This window comes from Synechococcus sp. BL107 (assembly GCF_000153805.1).
Taxonomy (GTDB): domain Bacteria; phylum Cyanobacteriota; class Cyanobacteriia; order PCC-6307; family Cyanobiaceae; genus Parasynechococcus.
Genome location: NZ_DS022298.1, coordinates 2,211,297 through 2,231,685, shown reverse-complemented (window position 1 = coordinate 2,231,685; position 20,389 = coordinate 2,211,297). Strand labels below are relative to the sequence as shown.

The window sequence follows — 20,389 nt, the reverse complement described above, 5'->3', positions numbered from 1 at the left end:
CCCGATGACTTCTGAGACCACCAGTGCTGCTGACGCCAGCCAAGAGCAGGCCAGATCTGCCACAGCCACCACAACCGATGCTCCTGCCTTTGGTTGGAGCAGTTATGCCGAGCGGGTGAATGGCCGTTTCGCCATGGTTGGGTTTGTGGCAGTCGTCTTGGTTGAAGTGTTGAGTGGAGACACGTTTCTGTCTTGGGCAGGCTTGCTTCCTTAATTACGGCAAGCGGATGAGATCAACGTCCCAGCGCCCGTTTCGACTCACTTGTACGGCCAGAAGCCTCCCTGAGCCATCAAGACTCACTGATCGAGGCACGCCAGGAGGATCTAAAGGGAGTCGCTGCAGGGCTGCTGCATTACGGCGGTAGAGAAAGAGCTCAGTGCGATCCTCCCGTTGCTGAACCACGGCGATGCGGCCGCCATCACCGCTCACGCTGAGGCTGATGGGTTGGGCGTCTGCGCGATTAAGGCCTGGTAGTGGTACCGGTCGGCGAGTTCTGAGGTCGATCAGTTCGATCCGCTCTCGCCCGCCCCGCGTGCCAAGGCTCGCCAACCAGACCTGGGCAAGAGCTGGGTCCCGGCGGCTACTCACTGATTGACGCAGGAGTCCATTGAGCTCGGGCCGGGGACGCGGTCGCCCGCCACTGCATCCAGCCAGCAAAAGGAGCACACCCAAGCTCAGGCTGAGCCTTGTCATGGTGTTGGCGAGAGGGGTGGAGTGCTCAAGGCTTGTCCCGCTGGTCGGTCGGTTTCCAACACATCGCTCAGGTCAAAAATCTCAACGCGCCAAAGACCTTGATCGGTCACTTGTAGAGCCATGGTTTGGGCGTCGGGTGACAGGCTGACTTGAATCGGATCTCGGCCGCCAGGGAGCTGAATGGGGTGCAATCGCCCGTTGAGACGGTCGGCGATGACTGCCATCCGTCGCCGTCCCTGTTGGGTGATCAGGGCCAGGTATCGACCATTCCAGCTCAGCGATGGTGAGCTATGGGGCTGATGACGTTTGAGTTGAGGCAATGCCTGGATCGATCCATTGCTCACATTGCGCAATTGCACCGTTTGGCGCCCCCGCAGGTCGCTGATCACGGCGAGCCATTGCCCGTTTCCACTCAGGGCAGGATTCTGTTGGCTTTTGGCCAGTAATCCACCGCCGGCTCGCTCCACGCGGCCACTACAGCCCACCAGGCCCATGCCGATCAGGAGCATCAGCAGCGGCGAGAGGAGACGATTCAGTCGTCAAAGCGGGAACTGTTGTCCCGGACCCGAGGGCTGTTATCGCGTGGGCTGTTGTCCCGTTGACTGTTATCGCGAGGACGGGAGCTGCGTGGTGCGGACCGCCCGGTTTCAGCATTCGATTGGAACTGGCTGGTCGCTGCTGTTGAGGAAGGATTGTTTGATCGGGGTCTGCTGCTCAGCGGGCGGCTTGGGGCCTCTCCACCTCTCTCTCTCCCTGAATTGGGGAATGGGCTTTTGGTTTGGGGTGCGGGGGCTGATGCGGTATTTCTCCCACTCCGACTGGTGCTGAAGGCGGCGTCTTCCGCTTCAGGGCGTACGGGCGATCCGGTGGGGCGTTCTTGGCGACCCGTAGGCCGGCTGCCCCGCCGTTGCTCCTCACGATCAGAGCGCCGTTCACCGAAATCGGGTCGCCGCTCATCCCTGGCTTCACCGGCGCGGAAACGTGCCATGCGACGGGAGCGTTCGTCGGGTTGATCCCAACCTTGGGTGTCTTGGTCGCGCCCGCGGCGACTCGCGGCTTCCTCTGGAATCGCGGCTCGACTCGTGCGTCTTGGGCGATAAAAATCGTCTTCGGGGCGGTCCTCTGTGCCGGCATTGCGTCCGCCGAAACGGCGTTGGACCGTCTGCGGTTCGTCAAAGCGGTCGTAGTCCTCATCCCATCCGCCCCGGAGGCCTCCGGGACCAGGCTCCCCCCTTGGTGCCGCAGGTTCATCGTCGAAATAGGCGGAGCGTCGTGCTTGCTCCGTCGCGACACCCCTCAGGCGAACGCTTTCGTACGCGAAAAATACTGTGGTGCCGGCCAATAGAAACTGGCCGAACTGAAGAATCGGATCAAGGCGCCAGCCTTGAAAAAAGAGGATTCCTCCGCAAAGAAGTCCGATTGCGGCAAAGAAAACGTCGTAATCCCTTGCAAGCGCAGGCTTGAAGGTGCGCATGAAGTAAAGCAGCGCACCGCCGACGGCCAGCACAATCCCGACAATGCTGGCCCAATTAAGACTGGCATTTACCAAAGGTGCGCTCCCGCTTGCGCCCTAGCTTACGAGTGGCGCCAGTTGTTGGTCAGAGCTTGCGGTCGAGGCGGTCGGTCTGACTCACCAGGATCAAAGCAATGGTTGCGGGCACAACAATAATCACAGCTCCCCACACGAGGCTGCTTAGAAAGTTGGAGAGGGAGGAGGTCATCGGGGCGTTGCCGTCTGCATCGTGGCCAGCGCGATCCTAATGATCAAAGTCCTGTTTCTACGATGGTGGCTCGATTGCTTTGAGGTTTGTGACGCCGCTGCTGCTTCAGGCCTTGCCGATTGTCCACGTTTTATTGGGTGTCTTACTGGCTGCTTGGACCCTCGCATTTTTGCTCCGCATCGTTCTTACCTGGTATCCCCAGGTGGATATGACGAAAGGAGCGTGGCCTTTGATCGCCTGGCCCACGGAGCCAGTCCTAGTTCTTACAAGAAAAGTGATCGCTCCGATTGGAGGGGTTGATGTCACCCCTGTGATCTGGGTGGGGTTGATCAGCTTGTTTCGGGAGCTGTTGGTAGGACAACAGGGTGTTCTCTCGCAAATCCTGCTGCGGAGTGCCCAAGCGGTGGCCTAGCGCAGAGTGGCCTAGGGCAGCATTTCCTGCTCCACAAATTTGGTGTGGATGTCGCCGTTGATGAACTCTGGACGGTCGAGCATCTCCAAGTGGAATTCAACAGTGGTGGGAATTCCCGTAACGGCACATTCATTCAGGGCCCGTTTCATCCGGGTCATGGCGTGTTGGCGGTCTTTGCCCCAAACAATCACCTTCCCAATCAACGAGTCGTAGAAGGGGGGGATGTCGTACCCCGTGTACACATGGCTGTCGACACGCACCCCAGGGCCTCCAGGGGGAAGCCACCCTGTGATGCGACCTGGAGCAGGTCGGAAATTATGGCGGGCATCTTCAGCATTAATCCTGCATTCGATGGCATGGCCATTGAGTTGGATCTCGTCTTGGCGAACGCTGATCGGTTCGCCTCCAGCAATGCGGAGTTGCTCGGCAATCAGGTCAACCCCAGTGACCATCTCCGTCACCGGATGTTCAACCTGAATTCGTGTGTTCATCTCCATGAAATAGAAACCGCCGGTGCGGTCGAGGAGAAACTCAACCGTGCCAGCCCCTTCGTAGTTAATGCTTCGGGCTGCGGCGATGGCCGCTTCACCCATCTTTCGCCGCAGCTCGGGATCCAAGGCAGGGCTTGGCGCTTCTTCAAGCAGTTTTTGGTGGCGCCGCTGGATGGAGCAGTCCCGTTCGCCGAGATGCACAACATTGCCGTGACGATCCGCCAGCACCTGCACTTCCACGTGGCGGGGGCGGTCGATGAATTTCTCCATGTAGAGGCCAGGATTGCCAAAGGCCGCTTCTGCTTCCCCTTGGGCCGCCTTGTAGAGGCTTTCGAGCTGATCGGGGCTGGGCACGAGACGCATGCCTCGACCACCACCACCGGCAGTGGCTTTGATCATCACGGGATAGCCCATTTCAGCTGCGAGCTGAGCGGCCTCTTGTGGATTGGACAGCAATCCTTCACTGCCTGGAACGGTGGGGACTCCCACCGATTGCATCGTTGTTTTGGCAGTGGATTTATCGCCCATGGACCGAATCGCATGGGGTGATGGTCCTACAAATGTGAGCCCGTGCTCGTTGCACATCTCGGCAAATTTGTCGTTTTCTGCCAGGAAGCCATATCCCGGGTGAATGGCGTCGGCACCGCGTGACGTAGCTGCGGCAAGGATGTTGGGAACGTTGAGATAGCTCTTGTTGCTTTGGGCTTCTCCAACGCATACGGCTTCATCCGCTAGCTGAACGTGCAGAGCGTCTTTGTCCACAGAGCTGTACACCGCAACGGTGGCGATGCCGAGCTCCCTGCAGCTCCGCAAAATTCGAAGAGCGATCTCGCCGCGGTTGGCGATCAGCACTTTGCCGATGGGCATCCCGCAGTGTCATTAGGCCTCAAGGCGGATCGTATCAGCGGCGACTGATTAAGAGCTCGAAACGCCAGCCTGAGTTACTCCGGCCGGTATGATCACTCCTCGATGACGCCCGCGGGGCTGAATCGACCACGCGGATGTGGTGGAATTGGTAGACACGCACGTTTGAGGGGCGTGTGGCTTCGGCCTTGCGAGTTCAAGTCTCGCCATCCGCATTTCATTCTTTTGGCAAGCCTCCAAAACGCTGACCCAGGACTGGCGATCGTCTTGGTTTCGAACGGTCCAGGGGAGTTGAGCACCTGGGTTCGACCTCTTGCGGAACGGCTCCACAGTCTTCAGCCATTACGACCACGCGTTCCCAGCTCTCCCGCCAGCCTGCAACTGGTGTTGGTGCCCTGTCCGAATGCCACGGGCCAAGAGCATCGAGCGGCTCAGCCTTGGCAGCTGTTTGATCGGATCGTTCCGGCTCGATCATTTTGGTCACTGCTGTTGCGTCCCAAACGCTTTGGCTTGTGGCCTAAGAAAGGAATCGTGGTGTTTCTGGGGGGTGATCAGTTTTGGACGGTGCTGTTATCTGCCCGTCTCGGGTACCGCCACATCACCTACGCGGAGTGGGTGGCGCGTTGGCCGCAGTGGAACGACAGCATTGCTGCAATGTCAGACGCGGTGCGCCGCCAATTGCCAGTCCGTTATCAGGGCCGCTGTCGGGTGGTTGGTGATTTGATGGCTGATCTTTCGTCGTTTGCTCGTCGAGAGGCTCCCCTGCCGGATGGTGAGTGGGTGGCGTTACTACCGGGTTCGAAGGCAGCCAAATTGAGCGTCGGGATGCCGTTTTTTCTCGAAACCGCGGATCACATCGCCAAAGAACGTCCGGAATGTCGGTTCTTGTTGCCGTTGGCCCCCACCACCAGCGTTGAAGAACTTCTGCGCTTTGCGGGCCCGACCAACCCAATTGCCGCTCGCTATCGATCAGCGGTGGTGGATGTTGATCGCGATGTGTTGATCACGAAAGCTGGAACGCGCATCCAATTGATTCAGGAGCATCCAGCCCATGGCCCTTTGAGTCAGTGCGATTTGGCACTAACCACCGTGGGTGCCAACACCGCTGAACTCGGTGCGTTGGCGGTTCCCATGATCGTGATGGTGCCCACCCAGCATTTGGACATGATGCGCGCTTGGGACGGCGGTTTTGGCTTGTTGGCGCGGATCCCTGGTTTGCGACGTCTGTTGGGAGCGTTGTTGACGTTCTGGAGACTGCGCAACAACGGTTTTGTGGCTTGGCCCAACATCACGGCGGGTCGAGGTGTGGTTCCTGAGCGAATTGGTGAGATCACTCCCCAACAAATCGCGACGGAAGCGATCGAATGGTTGTCGTCTCCAGAGCGTTTAGAGGGGCAGCGTGAGGACCTCCAGGCCCTTCGCGGTGAGCCCGGTGCTGTGATGGCCTTGGCCGCAGAAGTGCGTGATCTGCTCCCCCGAGCGCTTCCCTCTGTCTAGGGTGCAACCCCTTAATTTCTCTCGTCATGCCCAGCCTTGATCGGATTGATCGCAGCACCGACGAGTGGAAGCAATCCTTATCTCCTGAGCAATACCAGGTGGCGCGCTGTGGAGGAACCGAACGGGCCTTCACGGGTAAGTATTGGGACAACAAGGCGACGGGTGTTTATCACTGCGTTTGTTGTGGAACGCCGTTGTTCAGTTCAACCACAAAATTTGAGTCGGGCACAGGTTGGCCAAGTTTTTGGGACGGTATCTCTCCAGAGGCGATTACCACCAAACAGGATGTGACCCATGGCATGGTCCGGACGGAGATCACCTGCTCCCGCTGCGATGGTCATCTCGGCCATGTGTTTTCTGATGGACCGGCACCAACAGGCCAGCGTTATTGCGTGAACAGCGCCTCGTTGGATTTCAAAGCGGCTTGATCGTCATCGGTCCAGTTCAGTCGTCCATTGCCGCCATTGCAGAAAATGGTGGCTTTGTTGATTTCCCCCACCACTGGTGTTGCGGTTCAATCAACGCGTTGGCTCGCGGTTACCAAGGATCGTCGAGGTCGTCTCGAATCGGTTCGACATCGAGGGGTTCGCTGATTTTTTGCACCGGACGCCTCGAAGCCGGCATGGCTCGTCGCGGAGCTGGGTCATCGTTCAGGCTTGAGTCGTCGAAGCGCTGCTCCTTGATCTGAGGCTGTTCGAATCGTGGTTCTTCGAATCGAAGTTCTTCGACACTGGGTTCTTCATTGGGGGCTGCATTGAAACTGGGCTCGTCCCGGTACCGCGCAGTGTTGTAACGGGGAGATTCGAAGGAATCCGTGGTTTGTTCTTCGAGGTAGCGACGTTGGGGTTGTGCGTCGCGGCGTTGGTCTTCAAGTTCCACGTATTCCATTTCTTCCTCAGCTTCAAACCGTTGAGCTTCGGACGCCTGCAACTGCCGTTGCTGTTGTTCAACGGGTTGTCCCGAACTGAGTTGGTTCTCGACCGGCACAAGATTGACGCGGTAGCGCTCTCGCTCCTGTTCCTCCCAGCTGGGGCCGCCAACCCCTAGCTTTTCGAGCACACCGCTATTCAATTGTTTGAGTTTGTCTTCAGCGCCCTCGTAAACAATGATCCGATCGGGGCCGCTGCTCACGATCTCTTCAACAGGCATTTCCCACGTGCTTAAGACGCCTTCACCCAGGAGCGGAACGCCGAGGGCACCCATCACAAGGGTGGACAGTTCACCCGTTTCAATGTCGAACGCAAATCCCAGAACACGACCAAGTTGGTCACCGGATTCGGTGATCACCTGGCAATTGATCACACGGCTGTAGCGCTCGGGATTGAATCCTTCGCTGAGGGAATCAGCGGAGTCCACCAGGATCACATCTCCCACCTGACGGATGCGATCGAGGGGCATCCAGCGCGGTAAGCCCGGTAAAAAGCGAGTGAGGGGGTTATCCCGCAGTCCAACCGCCACCACCTCACGGCGGTCAATATCGACAATCACCTCACCCACGACGCCGAGACGACGGCCGCTGTCGCGGGTGATCACCTGCGTACCCATGAGCTCTGACCGCAGCCAGAGACGGTCACTGGGAACACCCGTCAGGGTGTCGTTAGCTGAAGGGGTCGGGGTCAAACGGTCCCTCGGCCATGCACAATTCGGCCCATTCTGACGCAGTGGATCCGTTGTGGCAGTTCGATCTGCATCTGTTCAGGCTGCATCGGGAAGTCCAACAACCTGGGTGTGGGCTCCGCGGGCTTGGGTAACGCCAATCGTGCGCTCTGAGGCGCCGATCATTGGACGTCTGTGACTCACCACCATGAACTGGGCATCTTTGGCTTGACGGGCGATTAAGGCAGCTAATCGCTCCACGTTCACACCGTCGAGGAAGCTGTCGACCTCGTCGAGGGCGTAGAAGGGGGAGGGGCGGAAACGTTGTAAGGCAAACAGAAAGCTGAGGGCTGTTAGCGATTTCTCTCCACCCGACATCGACGCCAAACGCCGCACGGTTTTTCCTTTCGGATGGGCCACAAGGGTTAGGCCACCCTCGAGCGGTTCATCGGCGTTTTCCAACTGCAGATGCCCATCGCCTTCGGAAAGCGACGCAAAAATTTCACGGAAATGACCATCCACTGCGGTGAAAGCCTCCATAAAGGCGTCTTGACGCAGGGTGGCGACCGTCTCAATTCGAAGCAGCAGTTCTTCGCGTTCACTATTCAAAACATCGAGCCGTTCGTTGAGGTCACCCAAGCGTTGTTCCAGCGCTTGCAGTTCCTCAAGCGCGAGCATGTTCACGGGCTCCAGCGCTTCCATGCGTCGTTGGATTGCCTGGAGTTCGCCCTGAAGAACCTCCAATCCTTCAAGCCGCATCGACTCAGGGATCTCTGGACGGGGTTCTGGCAGTGCTTCCGCCATTTCCTTGAGGCGAATCGCTCCGCTGCGCTGTTCCTCGATTAAGCCTTCGCGGTCTTCCTTCAATCGCTCCAGGTTCCATTCGGCTTGCTGAAGCGCTTGGCGTTGACGGGCCACCTCAGCTTCCGCGGCATCACGGGCTCGTCGTTGGGTGCCGAAACGTTCTTGGAGGTCTTGTTGCTGAGCCTGTAACGACGTTCGCTTGTTTTGCAGTTCCGACTGTTGATCGCGCCACGCGCCATGGGCTTTGGCCAGGGCCTGAACAGCTTCCTGGAGTCGTGTTTCTTCTGCCGCGAGGGCCTTCTCTTGGTCTCCCAGACGCTCGAGGGCGAGCTGCCGCTCACGCTTTGCATTCAGAAGAAGATCACGCTCATGCCGAGCGACTTCGAGACGATGATCGGCTGCCTCGAGGTCGTGTTGAAGCTGTTGCCAGGCCGCGGCATCGTCGTGATCACCGCTGTTGCGTTCCGCTTCATTCAGTTGGGCGAGTTCCGCTTGCAGTGGTTTGAGTTCTGCCTCGATCATCTCCAGGCGTTGCCGCTGGGTGGTTTGTTCGTTTTGAAGGCGCAATAACCGTTCCGACCGCTGTCGGTTGCGCTCAATCAACGGGCCATGGTTCCGCTGCGCCGCGTTGCGCTCGGCGATGAGGCCGGCCTGGCGTTGTTCCATCTCCCGCAGCTGTGGTTTCTGCTGCTCGAGCAGCTGCGTCAATTTGGATTCTTCACGCCGGCAGGCTGCCAGGGATTCCCCGATCTCCAGGAGCCTGCGGCGGTGGGGTTCGGCTTCGTCTTGATCTTGGCTACGACCAAAACTGAGGCCGCCGCTGCGTTGTGACAAGCTTCCGCCCGTCATCGCACCGCTTTTTTCGAGGAGCTCTCCATCCAGAGTCACGGCCCTCGATCGACCGAGTTGTTGTCGGGCGGTGGCCAGATCAGCAAACACCAGCGTGTCGCCGAACACGTAGGCAAACACTTGGTCGTAAACCGGTTCAAAACGCACGAGTTCCACGGCACGGCCAATTAATCCGCCGCCGGTATCGCCGCTTGGACGGGCCCCGCGGGCGAAGGCTGCCGAGTTGCTTCCGCTTCCGCTGCCTGGGGCACGAATTTTGTTGAGGGGCAGAAAGGTGAGTCGTCCGGCGCGGCGGCTTTTCAGCAGTTCGATCGCTCTTGCTGCAATGCGGTCGTCGTCGACGACGACTTGGCCGAGACGGGCACCTGCGGCAACTTCCAAGGCCAGGCGGTGTTGATCCTGCACTTCACCAAGTTGGGCGACTGGACCATGAATGCCATCGAGACCGGCCTCCAACAACAGCCTTAACGCACCGGTGCCTCGGGTTTCTTGTAGGGCATCACGGCGGCTTTCCAAACGCGCAATTTCCCGTTCCAGTCGGGTTTGTTCTTGCTCCAAACGACTGCGAGTCCGTTGTTGGATGGCAAGGGAGTCCACGGTTTGTTGAAGGGCCTGCTTGCCTTCAGACAGCCCGTGGATCAGCGTTTGCCAGCTCTCTTCCAGGGTTGTGAGTTGTTGTTGAACATCCTGTTCATCAGCCCCGTCTTGCTGCTGCTCTTGATGGAGTTCTTGCAGCCGTTCCGACTCCTGACGCAACCGTTCTTGCAGTTGCTGTTGTTCTTCAAGTTTGGGATTCACGATGCTTTGCAGCTCTTGCCGCCGAGCACTCCGTCGTTTTTGTTCGTCTAACCAAGCCCCAGAACGGCCTGCAACGTCGGCTAGTCGGCGGCGGGATACCTCAACGGCAGATTCAGAGGCACGGCAGGTGTCTTCGGCAGCGGCTAAGGCGTCTTGATGGGGATCCTTCTCTTGGGTTTTGGATTGGTGCTGCCACTCCTGCCGACGGATGGTTAAGTCATGGCGCAATCCTTGCAGCCGCTGCCCTTCTTCTTGGTGTTGTGAGGCTTGACGTTCTAGTTCGCGGCTGCTGGTGTCGAGTCCTGCGAGTTCGGCTTGAACCGCTAGGAGCTGGTCTTCTCCAAGGGCTTTCACCTGATCTTGAAGAATTTGCAGCTCAGCGCTGGCTTTGTTGAGGGCCTCGCGTCCATTCGCGATGGCGATGCCATCCCTTTGCTCTTGGGCTTCGAGGGCCTGTTGGCGCGTGCTGAGGTCTTTGAGGGCTTGTTCGGCGGCCTCAAAGGCCAGCACCATTTCCTGCTGGCGCCCGAGCTTCAATCGTTCACGAAGATCCTTGTATTGACGGGCTTTGGCGCAGTCTTTCTCCAGGCGCTGGCGGCTCGCCAGCAGCTCTTGCTCAATGATTCGGCAGCGGTCTTGCCGCTCCTGCACGTCGTCGAGCTTGCGCCGGGTTTGTTCGATGCGCGTATCGAAAAGGGCGACACCGGCCAGTTCATCAATGAGCCCACGGCGATCGCGATTGCTCATCGACACGATGCGGGTGACATCGCCCTGCATCACGACGTTGCTCCCCTCCGGATCGATGCGCAAACGGCGCAATTGGGTTTGCAGCTGCTGGAGGTTGCAGGGCACCCCGTCAGCGGAATAACTCGAGCTGTAGGAGCCACCTGGCATCACCCGCAACTTGCGCGTCACGGTCCATTCCGTTTGCCCCGGTTGAATCCAGGGACCTTCCGCTGGTGCCTCGAGACCATCTTCCGCCGTGTCGGGTGTCCAATCATTGAGATCGAACCTCACGCTCACCGAGGTTTCGGCTGCTTTTCCGGTTTTGAGAACCCCGCTATTAATCAGGTCTGGCAGCCGATCGGCCCGCATTCCGCGGCTGTTGGCTAAGCCCAGGCAAAACAACACGCCATCCAGGATGTTGCTTTTGCCGGATCCATTGGGGCCGGTCACAACGGTGAATCCCTCTTCGAGAGGGATCGTCATCGCCCCACCAAAGGACTTGAAGTGCTTTAAGCCAACCTGATTGATGTAAACCAACAGGAAAACGGGCTGTCAGCAACCAAAATTTAGCGGAGCTTTTGGAAATCTCAAGGCTTGGAGAGCCGGCAACGACCTTGGACGATTTTGAGGTGTCCGCTGAGATCGCCATCCATGAAGGTGATCTCCACAGGCTCGTTCGCGTCGGTGGGCAGGCTGCCTTGATATCGACCCGCGCGAATGCGTTCGGCCCACCCCCGTCCTCCTGAGACTGCAGCACTGCGGGGCTCCAGCCAAATCAAACGATGGGCAGTTAACGGGATGGCGTCTTGTTCTGCAGCGTTGACAATCGGGATCTCAGCCAATCGCCATGTGCGGCAGTTCGCTCCGTTTTCCAATAACAGATCGAAATGACAGCCACTCGGATCGTCAGGGGCTCCCGTATGCCGCAACAAGGCGTAGCGAGGCATGGAGTTTCCTAGACGCTGCAGGCTCCCTAGTCTCTAGGCATTCCTGTTCATCGGCGTTTTTTATGGACTCGACCTCGCCGCAGCCCAACGGCAACTTCGAGCACCACTTCCGCGACCGTTTCGAGAGCTTGCTGCCCACCATTCAGAAGCGATGGCCTGAGTTGGCCCATCACACCCTCGAAGCAACCCGTGGCAGCGTTGAGGAGCTGGTGCGTTTGATCGAGCGGAATACGGGCCTCACTCCCCAAGGAGCGCGGGAGCAACTGGAGGAATTGATGCATAGCGCCGGAGATCGCAGCAAGCATTTGGCCGACACCCTTGATCCGCTTGAGGAGCAGTTAGAGCAACTCTTGGATGAGCTCAACAGCACGCTTCGACCGAGGATTGAACGCCCCGTTCGCCAACGACCCCTATTGGCCGTTGGCGTCGCCCTCGGTGTAGGCGTGTTGGTTGGCGCCATGCTTCGTGGGGGTCGTCACTCCTGATGGCTGAATCACAATCTCCACGGGGTTTCGGTGCTGCGGGTCGGGTCACCGCCTTGGCCGCATCGGTGATGGATCTGCATGTGCGGATCGCTCTCCAAGAAGTGGATCGCGAGAAGCGGCGTCTGATCAGCGGCGGCTTGTTTTTGGCGATGGGTGGCACCGCCATGCTGCTGGCCCTGCTGGCTGGCGAAGGTGCCTTGTTGCTTTGGATTCAGCAGCGCTGGAGCCTCGATTTGAGTCAGGCGCTGATCGCCTTGGCCGTGGGTAATTTGCTGTTTGCGGGAATCAGCTTGCGGATCGGCGGACAGGTGCTGAAGGGGCCGTTCCTGCCGCAAACGCTGGAGGGTGTGATGAAAACAGTGCGGGCGCTGATCGGTCGGGCTTGATCGCTTGCTAGCGAATGGCGTAGTGCAACCAGCGGCAATCGATCCCACCATTGCTGACCGGGATGCGCCTTGAGGCTTTCATGCGCAGCCCCCCCGTCAACTTGGGATTGCCACTGAGCAACCAGAGTTGCCAGCCCGACGCTCGCTCTCGAACAAATCCACCCAGGGCGCTGTAGAGGTGGTCGAGTTCTTCCTCTTCACCAATGCGTTGTCCATAGGGGGGGTTGCACACCAAAACGCCAGGACCTGCCGGTAAGTGGTGCTCTGTGAACGATCCATCGCGGATCTCAATCACCCCCTCCAAGCCAGCGGCAGCAATATTGACGCGAGCTTGTTCGGCCACCAGTGGATCCTGTTCGATTCCTAATAAGGGAGGCAAGTTGAGGTTTCGGCGGCGGCGTTGTTGAGCTCTCTCGCACTCCTCTTGCCAGAGTTCGGATTGAAAATCTGCCCAACCCTCTAAGCCAAAGTTGCGACCGAGACCCGGTGCTTGTTGAAGGGCCATGAGGGCGGCTTCGATCAGCAAAATACCGGAGCCGCAGCAGGGATCAACAAGCGGAACGGAGCCGTCCCAGCCGCTGAGTTGGATCAGTCCAGCGGCGAGGTTTTCCTTCAGGGGCGCTACGCCCATGGCGGCCCGATAGCCCCGACGGTGCAGGCTTCCACCGCTGCCATCCAAGCTCAACACTGCTGTTTCGCGGTTGAGATGGAGGTGCAGGGAAAGATCAGGTGCCTCCAAATCGATGGAGGAGCGTTCCCCCCAAATGTCTCGTTGCTGATCCACGAGAGCATTTTTTACCTGTAAGGCCGAGTAATGGCTGTGATTCAGCCCAGGGGCTGACCCGGTGACATCGACGCGAAAGCTCATCGAAGGGTGCAGCCAACGCTCCCAATTGAGGGCGCGACGGATGCCGTCATAGAGATCGTCCCGCCCTTGGCAAGGAAAGCTGGCCATCTCCCGAAGCAGCCGAAAAGGCAGTCGAGCTTGGAGGTGGAGGCGATACAGGCAAGCCATGGAGGCTTGAAATTCGGCAGCACGCCGCAGTGGGCGCACCTCATGGGCACCGAGTTTGGAGAGTTCGTCGCAGCCAGCGGCTTCGAGGCCCTGGGGAAGCACTGCTACCGCCGACAGCCGGTTCTCACGACCCACGGTGTGTTGTGCTCCAGATGACCAATGCTGTCAGAATGACAGGGTCCGGTTTGCCGGACTAGGTGATTCACACCAGTGTTTCGGACAGCGGTTCGATTCCGCTCAGCTCCATTCATCCCCCCTCTTGGGGCTGCAATGGTTTCGACGGGACATAAGGAGGGTGACTGAAGCCTGCTCGGTTAGAGCAAATCTCGTAACTGCGAACAACATCGTACGTTTCTCCCGTCAAGCAGCCCCTGTTGCTGCCTGACCCTTTTAAGGGAGATGGGGTGAGGTCAGCCTTATCACCCAAATGACTCGTTGGGGCTGGAAGGCCCCTCAAACTATTCCACCGCAAGAGAAGTGGGCGTTACGCCACTTCCTCTAAATCGCGGTGATGCGATAAACGATGCCACTCTCCCTCCGGTGCTGGCAGGGCTGGACAAGGCAGAGGCTTTGGCTTACGTCAGCCGCATGTTCGATGCCGCTCAGGTCGGTGCCGTGCTCTGGGGGGACAAGCTCCTCCTGAAGCGATTCCTGAAGCAGTGCTCCCGCACGGGGTCGAAAGAGACCCAAGACGGCTACCGCCGAGAGCTGCGGCACTTCGTCCGCTGGCGCGATCGGAACCACCCACACCTACACCTGAGGGAACTCGATCCCGCTCTGGTGGATGACTGGGTGTCCCTTCTGCGGGAACAAGTTGCCATTGGCAGCTTGAAACCCCGCTCGTTCAATCGGCGGGTCAGTGCGGTGAGCGCCCTCTACCGATGGGCGTCGGAACTTACGAGATCAGCTGTGTCAGGAGTGCCGCGCAACCCAATCCCCCGAAGAACAGGAATGTCGGCACCAAAGCTGGCCAAACCGCTGGCTGAGTCTGATCTGACATCAGTTCTTGGGGTCATCAGTGCCGCAAAGGTAAAGGGGTCAGCCATCGCAGCGCGGGACTACGTCATGGTCCGTGGGTCGTATTTGCTCGGGTGCCGTGTATCGGAGCTGTGCCGTCTGCGGTGGGAGGACATTGAGCCGCTGGATGAAGGCGGCAACGTTCGTCTTCTGGGTAAGGGGAGCAAGCCCCGCACCATCCGCGTCAGTACTGAAACGCTGGAGTTGTTCGAGTCGTTGGGCCGCGGCGAGCCTGGTGACTGGCTTTTTCCAAGTAATAAAAGGAATGGCCCATTGACCCGTCAGGCGGTGGCCGCTCGCATGGCTATGTGGGGACGGGAGGTAAATGTCCGGCTCACACCGCACAGATGCCGCCATACACATGCCACTTTTGCGATTAGACGCGGGGTTGATGTTTTTACCCTTTCGGCAACGCTCGGCCGCAGCTCGACGGGAACCACATCTCACTACGTTCTTGCTGAGCCTGGTGAGAGTTCATCTCTCAAATTGGGTTGATGGCCCGTTCTGACGTAACTACAGTTGCGTAAAGTCGTTAACAATTAACTCTGGACATTAAAAGAGGGGACAGTTCACACATGCCCCCTCTTTTTTGTGCTCACGGGTGCAGCCCCGAGTTTGTATTTTAATGTATAAAATCAACGATTTGCATTCAATTCATTCTTAAAAACAAAACCCCCTCCAAATGCAGGGGTTCCGAAAACTCAGTGGGAGTGTGACCTTGTTTTCACCCTGTAAGTTTTTTTCTCACTTTATGCACTTAACGCAGGGAATCGGCACAGTGCCAGTTAGGGATGGACAGCATCGGAGTTGGCAGCCCAGACCCCGGGTTCTACCTGTCGATGCCTGCAGGCAAAGTAATCAATCCTGTTCTTTCAGGTCGTCCTCGGGAGGGCAGACAGGAGCTACCGCATAACGCTTTTGGATATGGCGTTGCGCCCACCGCTCCAAGACAAAAGAACTGAGGTGACTCTCGCCAAGGACTTTGGTGAGGCTGGGCATTTGGCTTGTTGAGATTCCTGGAGTCACTGAGGTGATGAGCACTTTTTGGTTCATAGCCGTGTGTGAGTTTCCTTCAACAGCACCGCAGTCATTAGAAAAATCCATGATCACATCGATCCAGCACCAGTTCTGGATGTTGTGGACAACTGGCGTCGGTCAACAACACGCACCGAGTGGTTTCACCTCACATGAGAACTAATTCAAGATGTCATCACTGATTTGGGTTTAGATCCTGATTCGTTATGCAGGTCGAGGAAATGTTTAATGTCGCAGGCGTTTTCTGATGCATATAGTGGAGAGTTAGTGTTTAGTTTTTGTGCGACTTGCTTCGCAAAAATTCTGGCTTAATATCGAAAATTTGTTAGAAAAATGATGTCATTTCCTCGACTTGGCTGGAATTTAGATCGGTATTTAACAGCCGCGCTTCGATCGAATTGTTATGGTAGATATCTACAAAATTGCCATTATCTACGAAGCCAAGATTGTCGATTATCTCATTGCCTAAGATGTATATCCTATCATTTTCCTCTATATTTTCGACAAGATCCATGAAACTACCGTCGTTTGGTCGGCCATTTGTTTCAACGTCAGTATAAATATAAATATGATCTTGCTGTCCATCATTTTCTCCTGCGTCGATATTATTTGGACCTCCACCTCCTCTTATGAAATCTGCGCCAGATCCACCGAATATCGTATCTGCACCCTGTCCTGCAAAAACATTATCGGAGCCAGCCCTTCCAAGAATATAATCACTTCCATGGCTCCCATAAATTTCATCATCTTGATTTCCACCGTCAAGAATGTCTCCTCCGTAACCCCCATAAATAGTATCGCTTCCGTTGCCTCCAATTAAAGAATCTTTTCCGCCAAATCCAAATATAAGATCACTTCCATCAAGCCCATAGATAGATTCGGAGGGAGTGTCACCCCGTTGCCCAAAAAGCAAATTAGCGGCTGAATCTCCAGATTTAGCATGGTCCTCGCTACCCCATATGCTTAATAAGGCGTCCCAATCATTTGAGGTATAAGTTATATTAAAATCACCAGTAATATCGCTTGAATTGTACGACATTGATGTGTCATCTTGGTCCCAACGCGTGTCATAACCTGGCTCTCCTAATCCAAGGGCGTGACCGAACTCGTGAATGAAAGTATTGTAATTGCTGTTTGTTGTCGCCCTATTGCTTAGGTATGTATCTGCTTCAATCCATGTGCCTTTTAGAGAGCACCTTCCAAGAATATTTTCATCTGACGGAATATGATTTCTAACATGAAAACTAATTGTTGAGTTGTTGATATTGCCTGTTTCAATGAAGTCTAGGTCAATAATGGCATCGACTTGCTTGATGTAATTTTGAGCCCAGTCAATATAGCCTGGAATGAGTGTGCTTGAATCTGAGATATAGTAGTAAACTTGCTCGTTATTTGTACCCCTATTAATAATGTTTTGAGCGTAAGGTGTCCAAGTTGAATTAATTAGTGTCCCAGCTAAAGTCATTGCACAAATAGCAGAAATACAAATCTCATGGTGTTGTCTCGCCTGAACCCTTTTTAAGTTATCGAGACTTTTAATACATCTTTTATCAGGGATTCTTAGGGATTCTGCAAGAAATCTTTAGAGGCCCCTGTTTTGGGCTGTCACTGCTGTGCGGCAGCCCAGAATCTAATCATCAAGTGAAAGCTGACCATGATCCAGAAAGTGATAGAAGCGGCGATCCTCATGGCTAGTGGCACTGCCTTTTTCGCTACCAATCCAAGGGTGGGGCAGGGTGGCGGCCTATATCTCTCTCTTAAGTTGGTTCTCTTAGGTGGTGAGAATCTGAAGCTTCTCGGGGGCGATGTTTGCCGCAAGTGGGGCAGACCGGCTGGTTTTCATCTGCATCCGCACTATTAGAGGCATACCCACGCCACACATGTCATGAGGTGTGGGTGTGATGTGTTCGTTTTGGCTGGATCTCTTGGTCATGCCAATACGTCCACGACGGCTCACTATGTGGCGGCAAACCCAAGACACCAGTTCGTTACGACTTGGCTGAACAAGCCCATACCAAACGGGAACGCAGCGCGGACTACGTTCCCGTTGCCAAGTGAGGCGTGTAATCTTCACCTGACTTTTTATTTGTAACCCACGTCTTTAAGGAATCGATGTGTTGTGCATTACAGCATTTTGGTGTCATCGAATTAACCGGATTAATGGTTATTTCGATCGTTTCAGCCAGAATGCATCCAGCCTCTTTATTTGGATGAAGCGCCTTCTTGCATTCGGCACCATTGCCCTGACATTGGCAGCATGTAGTCCTAATCAAAAGGGCGAGACGTCGCCCACTTCAACCAAGCCTTCAATCCAAGAGGTATTTAAAAGCTCTGAGACTCTGAACGGAACTGCTCTTAAATATCCAGCGGGCAAACCAGAGTTGCGCCTTTACAGAGTTGAAATTCCTGCTGGGGGCAAGATTCCCATGCATACTCACGCCGCCCCAATGATGGTTTACGTGCAAGGCGTGAGGTCGGGTTCTTTACTCAACACTCGCCTACAGCCTGACGGGACTGAAATCAAAACTATTTTCAAGCCGGGTGAGGCATTTGTTGAAGGCGCCAATGAGCCTCATTACGTTGAAAATGTCGGCAACGAACCAACAATTGTTTGGGTGACAGTTGCTTCTGTCGAAGGAGTACCCACAACAGAGTTCATTGACGAATGAACTTGACGTAAGGTCCGTGATGACCATATAAGTAGTACATGTAAAGCCATGGCATGTCGATAAATAAGTTATATCTAATAATTGTGGTAAGTATCGGATCTAATCTGATACATCCCCCTGCCAAGGCTAATCCAGTTGGCTTGTCTTAAAAAATCAAAAGTAAGGTTGACAGGGTGCTTGCAGAATGTGCAAATGTTGACATGGATTTTTTAAAAATCCGCAACTGTCTCAATATGAAGCTTGAGCCTATATTTATTGATAGTAGTTCGCTTGAATAGCCTTCTCAGGACTATGGCTATGCTACGTATTTAGACAATTCGCAATCGTAATTCTCTCTATTTGGATTACAATTAAGGTTCCTTGAATAGAATCGCATGAAGAGAGCTTTAATGGTTCTTTTAATCTTATCGGCGTATTGCCCAGGAGCCTTGAGCAGTACAACCAGAGAACAGCAATCAATTATTGCTCAATGGACAGCAAAGAACATCTGCAAGATGGGCGTTAACGAATTTTACGCAGCAGACGAAGATAAGATCGCTGCTCTTTTTGAAGAGCAAACATCGATGAAGTACGAGGATATTCCGATAGAACCTTCAGACTCAGAACGAAATAGAATTACTTCTCAGTTAACGGGTTATATCTTGTCTGTTTGCCCAGAACAGATGGAAATTTACAAAAATCGTTAACCATTTCTTTATGGTCTTGTTGGCTGATTTTGCAAGATCAAATAATTTTTACCCAAGAAAATAAGAGTTCTTTGTGTAAGGCCGATCTTAATTGACTATCGCGGACGGCAGGGGATTGATGCCCCCTATTCCTGGTCCAAATACCTAAAGTATAGTCACTGCCAAATGTAAAATTGCCGTCTGTTTATAATCAACAAAGGCTCATAAGTTCTTGTCGAGACCATCTTCCGAGCTCCGGGTAAGCCTAAAGAAAATTGACACAATATTGATTACGACTTGAGGAGACGTCATATAAAGATTATTCGACAGTCAAGCTTCATTCAAGCTGCCTAGTTGAATGTGCGCTCGTGCCAAGCCTGAGCTGTCTCTACCGTGATCATAAAGTGGGATTGATAAGACCCTGCAAGCATTAGATACTTAAGGCTTGGGGCTAGTAAATACCAACAGATCAAAAAAATAAAAAGTGCTTTCGATTCTCCAGAAAAGTTGTGAAATTTTAGTTTCACTCTAAATTTTCGAATAACCCATTAAAGTCGTTTTAATTAGTTTTGTTTGTGAACTGCATCACAATCAGTTCGTATTGCAGATAACAATAACTCTCCGAATAGACGTCAAAAGAGTCTGCCAATCAGCCGCCCTTGCAATACCTGACTCTCTCCGGAGACAACGGTGGATCCCAACCAGCCCTCGGGGTAAGGACACAGATCGCCGAAGGGATGGTCTGAATCAACATGCAGAACGCAATCATCAACAGCGCCAAGCCTGTGCCGGGAGCGTGGATGTTGGCTTGGAACCAAGGTTTGTTTGGCATGCAGAGAAATTTTGGTGCGTCAACTGATTAAGGTCTTCCTATCAGTGCTGATAAGGCATTGATGTGTTGTACAGGCGATAGTCAATTCCCAACGATGACTGGTGGGGTTCCACCCTGAATACCAGGAACAACTTTTGTTTTGCCGTCCCATTTATCCAGGAATAACTTATACAAAACCTGATTATTTAATCCCCTATTGAGGGTTTCAAATTTAAGGGCTTCTTGCTCCGCAATTTTCACTTCAGTTTTAGCTCTTAGCAATTGTTGTTCCGCAATTTGTTTTTGCTCAATCGCTGATCGGTATTCTTCCGCGATTTTAAGGCCTGTAAGATCCAATCCCTTGACCGCGACATAGTCGAATTTATTGAGCTCTTTTGCCACACTCTTTTCCACTAAGGTCGAGATTGTGTTCCAGTCTGTCGCAATTGTGTTGAGCTCATACTTTGAGAAGACTGACTTCAGAGATTTCAGAAGCGAGGGCTGAATAACGCGACCATAAATACTGGCATCACTACTAGAAATCGTGCTGTAAATGCGCGGAGCTTCGTTGGGCTTGACTGCGAATTTAACCGTTGCAGTTGCCTCAATCACCTGAAGATCCTTGGTGAGTGTTGAGAATTTCTCAGGCACGACTTGTGTTCTTACACTGAAGAGGTGTGAGCTCTGAATAAAGGGCAGTTTAATATTCAGCCCTGGAAGCCTTGGTGTTTTTGAGACCTTTCCAAGGGTCGTAACAACACCAACCTGCCCAGCAGGAACGACAAACACACTTGAAAGAATCACAATCCCACCTACGGCCAGCCCAGTTATTCCCAACAAGTTCTTCGACATCTGCTGACTTTGCCCGGTTGGGAAAGATTTCATTTCAAATTGAAATTTTTAAAAT

At 54.6% G+C, this 20,389-nt stretch carries 22 protein-coding genes and 1 tRNA gene; 11 read left to right on the top strand and 12 right to left on the bottom strand.

Annotation, left to right across the window (positions count from 1 at the left end; translation table 11 throughout):
- The first annotated feature begins 4 nt into the window (after positions 1 to 4).
- The gene (locus BL107_RS11700) at positions 5 to 214 is read left to right on the top strand and encodes a chlorophyll a/b-binding protein (RefSeq protein ID WP_009790579.1); all 210 of its coding nucleotides are present in this window, start codon (positions 5 to 7) and stop codon (positions 212 to 214) included.
- On the opposite strand, the gene BL107_RS11695 is transcribed toward BL107_RS11700, so the two are convergent.
- From BL107_RS11695 to psbX, 4 genes are read right to left on the bottom strand one after another with little or no spacing between them, the layout of a single operon-like run.
- Positions 215 to 694 (bottom strand): hypothetical protein, encoded by a 480-nt coding sequence (locus BL107_RS11695; RefSeq protein ID WP_009790578.1) that lies wholly within the window; start codon positions 692 to 694, stop codon positions 215 to 217.
- Positions 691 to 1,203, bottom strand: coding sequence for a hypothetical protein (locus BL107_RS11690; RefSeq protein WP_009790577.1), 513 nt, complete (start codon positions 1,201 to 1,203; stop codon positions 691 to 693). The genes BL107_RS11695 and BL107_RS11690 overlap by 4 nt, the downstream gene beginning before the upstream one ends.
- 23 nt (positions 1,204 to 1,226) lie before the next feature.
- Positions 1,227 to 2,243: a Ycf66 family protein gene (locus BL107_RS11685; protein WP_037988577.1), complete on the bottom strand. Its 1,017-nt coding sequence runs from the start codon at positions 2,241 to 2,243 to the stop codon at positions 1,227 to 1,229.
- A gap of 49 nt (positions 2,244 to 2,292) precedes the next feature.
- A complete protein-coding gene (gene psbX / locus BL107_RS11680; protein WP_009790575.1) occupies positions 2,293 to 2,415 on the bottom strand; it encodes a photosystem II reaction center protein PsbX in 123 nt (40 codons plus the stop codon).
- Positions 2,416 to 2,503: 88 nt separating this feature from the next.
- Between psbX and BL107_RS11675 the strand changes: the two genes are divergently transcribed.
- Positions 2,504 to 2,827: a YggT family protein gene (locus BL107_RS11675; RefSeq protein WP_009790574.1), complete on the top strand. Its 324-nt coding sequence runs from the start codon at positions 2,504 to 2,506 to the stop codon at positions 2,825 to 2,827.
- Positions 2,828 to 2,838: 11 nt separating this feature from the next.
- Here the strand turns inward: BL107_RS11675 and accC are convergent, their stop codons facing one another.
- Positions 2,839 to 4,185, bottom strand: coding sequence for an acetyl-CoA carboxylase biotin carboxylase subunit (accC, locus tag BL107_RS11670; protein ID WP_009790573.1), 1,347 nt, complete (start codon positions 4,183 to 4,185; stop codon positions 2,839 to 2,841).
- 130 nt (positions 4,186 to 4,315) lie between these two features.
- Between accC and BL107_RS11665 the strand changes: the two genes are divergently transcribed.
- The 3 genes from BL107_RS11665 to msrB all read left to right on the top strand — a co-directional run bounded on the left by BL107_RS11665 (position 4,316) and on the right by msrB (position 6,107).
- A tRNA-Leu gene (locus BL107_RS11665) sits at positions 4,316 to 4,397 on the top strand.
- A 10-nt stretch (positions 4,398 to 4,407) separates the two neighbouring features.
- The gene (locus tag BL107_RS11660; RefSeq protein WP_037989059.1) at positions 4,408 to 5,679 is read left to right on the top strand and encodes a hypothetical protein; all 1,272 of its coding nucleotides are present in this window, start codon (positions 4,408 to 4,410) and stop codon (positions 5,677 to 5,679) included.
- A 26-nt stretch (positions 5,680 to 5,705) separates the two neighbouring features.
- Positions 5,706 to 6,107 (top strand): peptide-methionine (R)-S-oxide reductase MsrB, encoded by a 402-nt coding sequence (gene msrB, locus BL107_RS11655; protein ID WP_009790571.1) that lies wholly within the window; start codon positions 5,706 to 5,708, stop codon positions 6,105 to 6,107.
- A 109-nt stretch (positions 6,108 to 6,216) separates the two neighbouring features.
- Here msrB and BL107_RS11650 read toward each other — a convergent pair whose 3' ends face one another.
- From BL107_RS11650 to BL107_RS11640, 3 genes are all read right to left on the bottom strand, one after another.
- Positions 6,217 to 7,299 carry a PRC-barrel domain-containing protein gene (locus tag BL107_RS11650; protein ID WP_037988572.1) on the bottom strand — a complete coding sequence of 361 codons (1,083 nt, stop codon included), beginning with the start codon at positions 7,297 to 7,299 and terminating at the stop codon, positions 6,217 to 6,219.
- A 75-nt stretch (positions 7,300 to 7,374) separates the two neighbouring features.
- Positions 7,375 to 10,989, bottom strand: coding sequence for a chromosome segregation protein SMC (smc, locus tag BL107_RS11645; RefSeq protein ID WP_009790569.1), 3,615 nt, complete (start codon positions 10,987 to 10,989; stop codon positions 7,375 to 7,377).
- Between the two features lie 50 nt (positions 10,990 to 11,039).
- On the bottom strand, positions 11,040 to 11,399 hold the full coding sequence (locus tag BL107_RS11640) for a hypothetical protein (RefSeq protein ID WP_009790568.1): 360 nt from the start codon (positions 11,397 to 11,399) through the stop codon (positions 11,040 to 11,042).
- Positions 11,400 to 11,461: 62 nt separating this feature from the next.
- Here BL107_RS11640 and BL107_RS11635 point away from each other — a divergent pair, with 62 nt between their 5' ends.
- Both BL107_RS11635 and BL107_RS11630 read left to right on the top strand, forming a co-directional pair.
- Positions 11,462 to 11,884: a YqjD family protein gene (locus BL107_RS11635; RefSeq protein WP_009790567.1), complete on the top strand. Its 423-nt coding sequence runs from the start codon at positions 11,462 to 11,464 to the stop codon at positions 11,882 to 11,884.
- Positions 11,884 to 12,270: a phage holin family protein gene (locus BL107_RS11630; RefSeq protein WP_009790566.1), complete on the top strand. Its 387-nt coding sequence runs from the start codon at positions 11,884 to 11,886 to the stop codon at positions 12,268 to 12,270. The genes BL107_RS11635 and BL107_RS11630 overlap by 1 nt, the downstream gene beginning before the upstream one ends.
- 7 nt (positions 12,271 to 12,277) lie before the next feature.
- Here BL107_RS11630 and BL107_RS11625 read toward each other — a convergent pair whose 3' ends face one another.
- Entirely contained in the window at positions 12,278 to 13,420 is a 1,143-nt protein-coding gene (locus BL107_RS11625) for a class I SAM-dependent RNA methyltransferase (protein ID WP_009790565.1), read from the bottom strand.
- 342 nt (positions 13,421 to 13,762) lie between these two features.
- Between BL107_RS11625 and BL107_RS11620 the strand changes: the two genes are divergently transcribed.
- Entirely contained in the window at positions 13,763 to 14,797 is a 1,035-nt protein-coding gene (locus tag BL107_RS11620) for a tyrosine-type recombinase/integrase (protein ID WP_232193019.1), read from the top strand.
- A gap of 363 nt (positions 14,798 to 15,160) precedes the next feature.
- On the opposite strand, the gene BL107_RS11615 is transcribed toward BL107_RS11620, so the two are convergent.
- Together BL107_RS11615 and BL107_RS12055 are read right to left on the bottom strand one after the other, a co-directional pair.
- On the bottom strand, positions 15,161 to 15,406 hold the full coding sequence (locus tag BL107_RS11615; protein ID WP_156779470.1) for a hypothetical protein: 246 nt from the start codon (positions 15,404 to 15,406) through the stop codon (positions 15,161 to 15,163).
- A gap of 256 nt (positions 15,407 to 15,662) precedes the next feature.
- Positions 15,663 to 16,802 carry a Peptidase, metallopeptidase gene (locus BL107_RS12055; RefSeq protein WP_009790562.1) on the bottom strand — a complete coding sequence of 380 codons (1,140 nt, stop codon included), beginning with the start codon at positions 16,800 to 16,802 and terminating at the stop codon, positions 15,663 to 15,665.
- Between the two features lie 420 nt (positions 16,803 to 17,222).
- Between BL107_RS12055 and BL107_RS13335 the strand changes: the two genes are divergently transcribed.
- The 3 genes from BL107_RS13335 to BL107_RS11595 all read left to right on the top strand — a co-directional run bounded on the left by BL107_RS13335 (position 17,223) and on the right by BL107_RS11595 (position 18,692).
- Entirely contained in the window at positions 17,223 to 17,429 is a 207-nt protein-coding gene (locus BL107_RS13335; RefSeq protein ID WP_369791573.1) for a hypothetical protein, read from the top strand.
- Positions 17,430 to 17,547: 118 nt separating this feature from the next.
- Positions 17,548 to 18,006 carry a cupin domain-containing protein gene (locus tag BL107_RS11600; RefSeq protein WP_009790560.1) on the top strand — a complete coding sequence of 153 codons (459 nt, stop codon included), beginning with the start codon at positions 17,548 to 17,550 and terminating at the stop codon, positions 18,004 to 18,006.
- 374 nt (positions 18,007 to 18,380) lie between these two features.
- Complete coding sequence (locus tag BL107_RS11595) at positions 18,381 to 18,692, top strand: hypothetical protein (protein WP_009790559.1); 312 nt, start codon at positions 18,381 to 18,383, stop codon at positions 18,690 to 18,692.
- A gap of 892 nt (positions 18,693 to 19,584) precedes the next feature.
- On the opposite strand, the gene BL107_RS11590 is transcribed toward BL107_RS11595, so the two are convergent.
- Positions 19,585 to 20,334, bottom strand: a complete 750-nt coding sequence (locus tag BL107_RS11590; RefSeq protein ID WP_369791583.1) for a prohibitin family protein — start codon at positions 20,332 to 20,334, stop codon at positions 19,585 to 19,587.
- Between the last annotated feature and the right edge of the window lie 55 nt (positions 20,335 to 20,389).

Coding starts and splice junctions, on each gene's coding strand:
- psbX (WP_009790575.1), bottom strand. CDS start 2,415: ATGACCTCCTCCCTCTCCAACTTTCTAAGCAGCCTCGTGTGGGGAGCT.
- BL107_RS11635 (WP_009790567.1), top strand. CDS start 11,462: ATGGACTCGACCTCGCCGCAGCCCAACGGCAACTTCGAGCACCACTTC.
- BL107_RS11695 (WP_009790578.1), bottom strand. CDS start 694: ATGACAAGGCTCAGCCTGAGCTTGGGTGTGCTCCTTTTGCTGGCTGGA.
- BL107_RS11700 (WP_009790579.1), top strand. CDS start 5: ATGACTTCTGAGACCACCAGTGCTGCTGACGCCAGCCAAGAGCAGGCC.
- BL107_RS11690 (WP_009790577.1), bottom strand. CDS start 1,203: ATGCTCCTGATCGGCATGGGCCTGGTGGGCTGTAGTGGCCGCGTGGAG.
- BL107_RS11630 (WP_009790566.1), top strand. CDS start 11,884: ATGGCTGAATCACAATCTCCACGGGGTTTCGGTGCTGCGGGTCGGGTC.
- BL107_RS13335 (WP_369791573.1), top strand. CDS start 17,223: ATGAGGTGTGGGTGTGATGTGTTCGTTTTGGCTGGATCTCTTGGTCAT.
- accC (WP_009790573.1), bottom strand. CDS start 4,185: ATGCCCATCGGCAAAGTGCTGATCGCCAACCGCGGCGAGATCGCTCTT.
- BL107_RS12055 (WP_009790562.1), bottom strand. CDS start 16,802: ATGACTTTAGCTGGGACACTAATTAATTCAACTTGGACACCTTACGCT.
- BL107_RS11640 (WP_009790568.1), bottom strand. CDS start 11,399: ATGCCTCGCTACGCCTTGTTGCGGCATACGGGAGCCCCTGACGATCCG.
- BL107_RS11595 (WP_009790559.1), top strand. CDS start 18,381: ATGAAGAGAGCTTTAATGGTTCTTTTAATCTTATCGGCGTATTGCCCA.
- BL107_RS11590 (WP_369791583.1), bottom strand. CDS start 20,334: ATGTCGAAGAACTTGTTGGGAATAACTGGGCTGGCCGTAGGTGGGATT.
- BL107_RS11615 (WP_156779470.1), bottom strand. CDS start 15,406: ATGGATTTTTCTAATGACTGCGGTGCTGTTGAAGGAAACTCACACACG.
- msrB (WP_009790571.1), top strand. CDS start 5,706: ATGCCCAGCCTTGATCGGATTGATCGCAGCACCGACGAGTGGAAGCAA.
- BL107_RS11600 (WP_009790560.1), top strand. CDS start 17,548: ATGAAGCGCCTTCTTGCATTCGGCACCATTGCCCTGACATTGGCAGCA.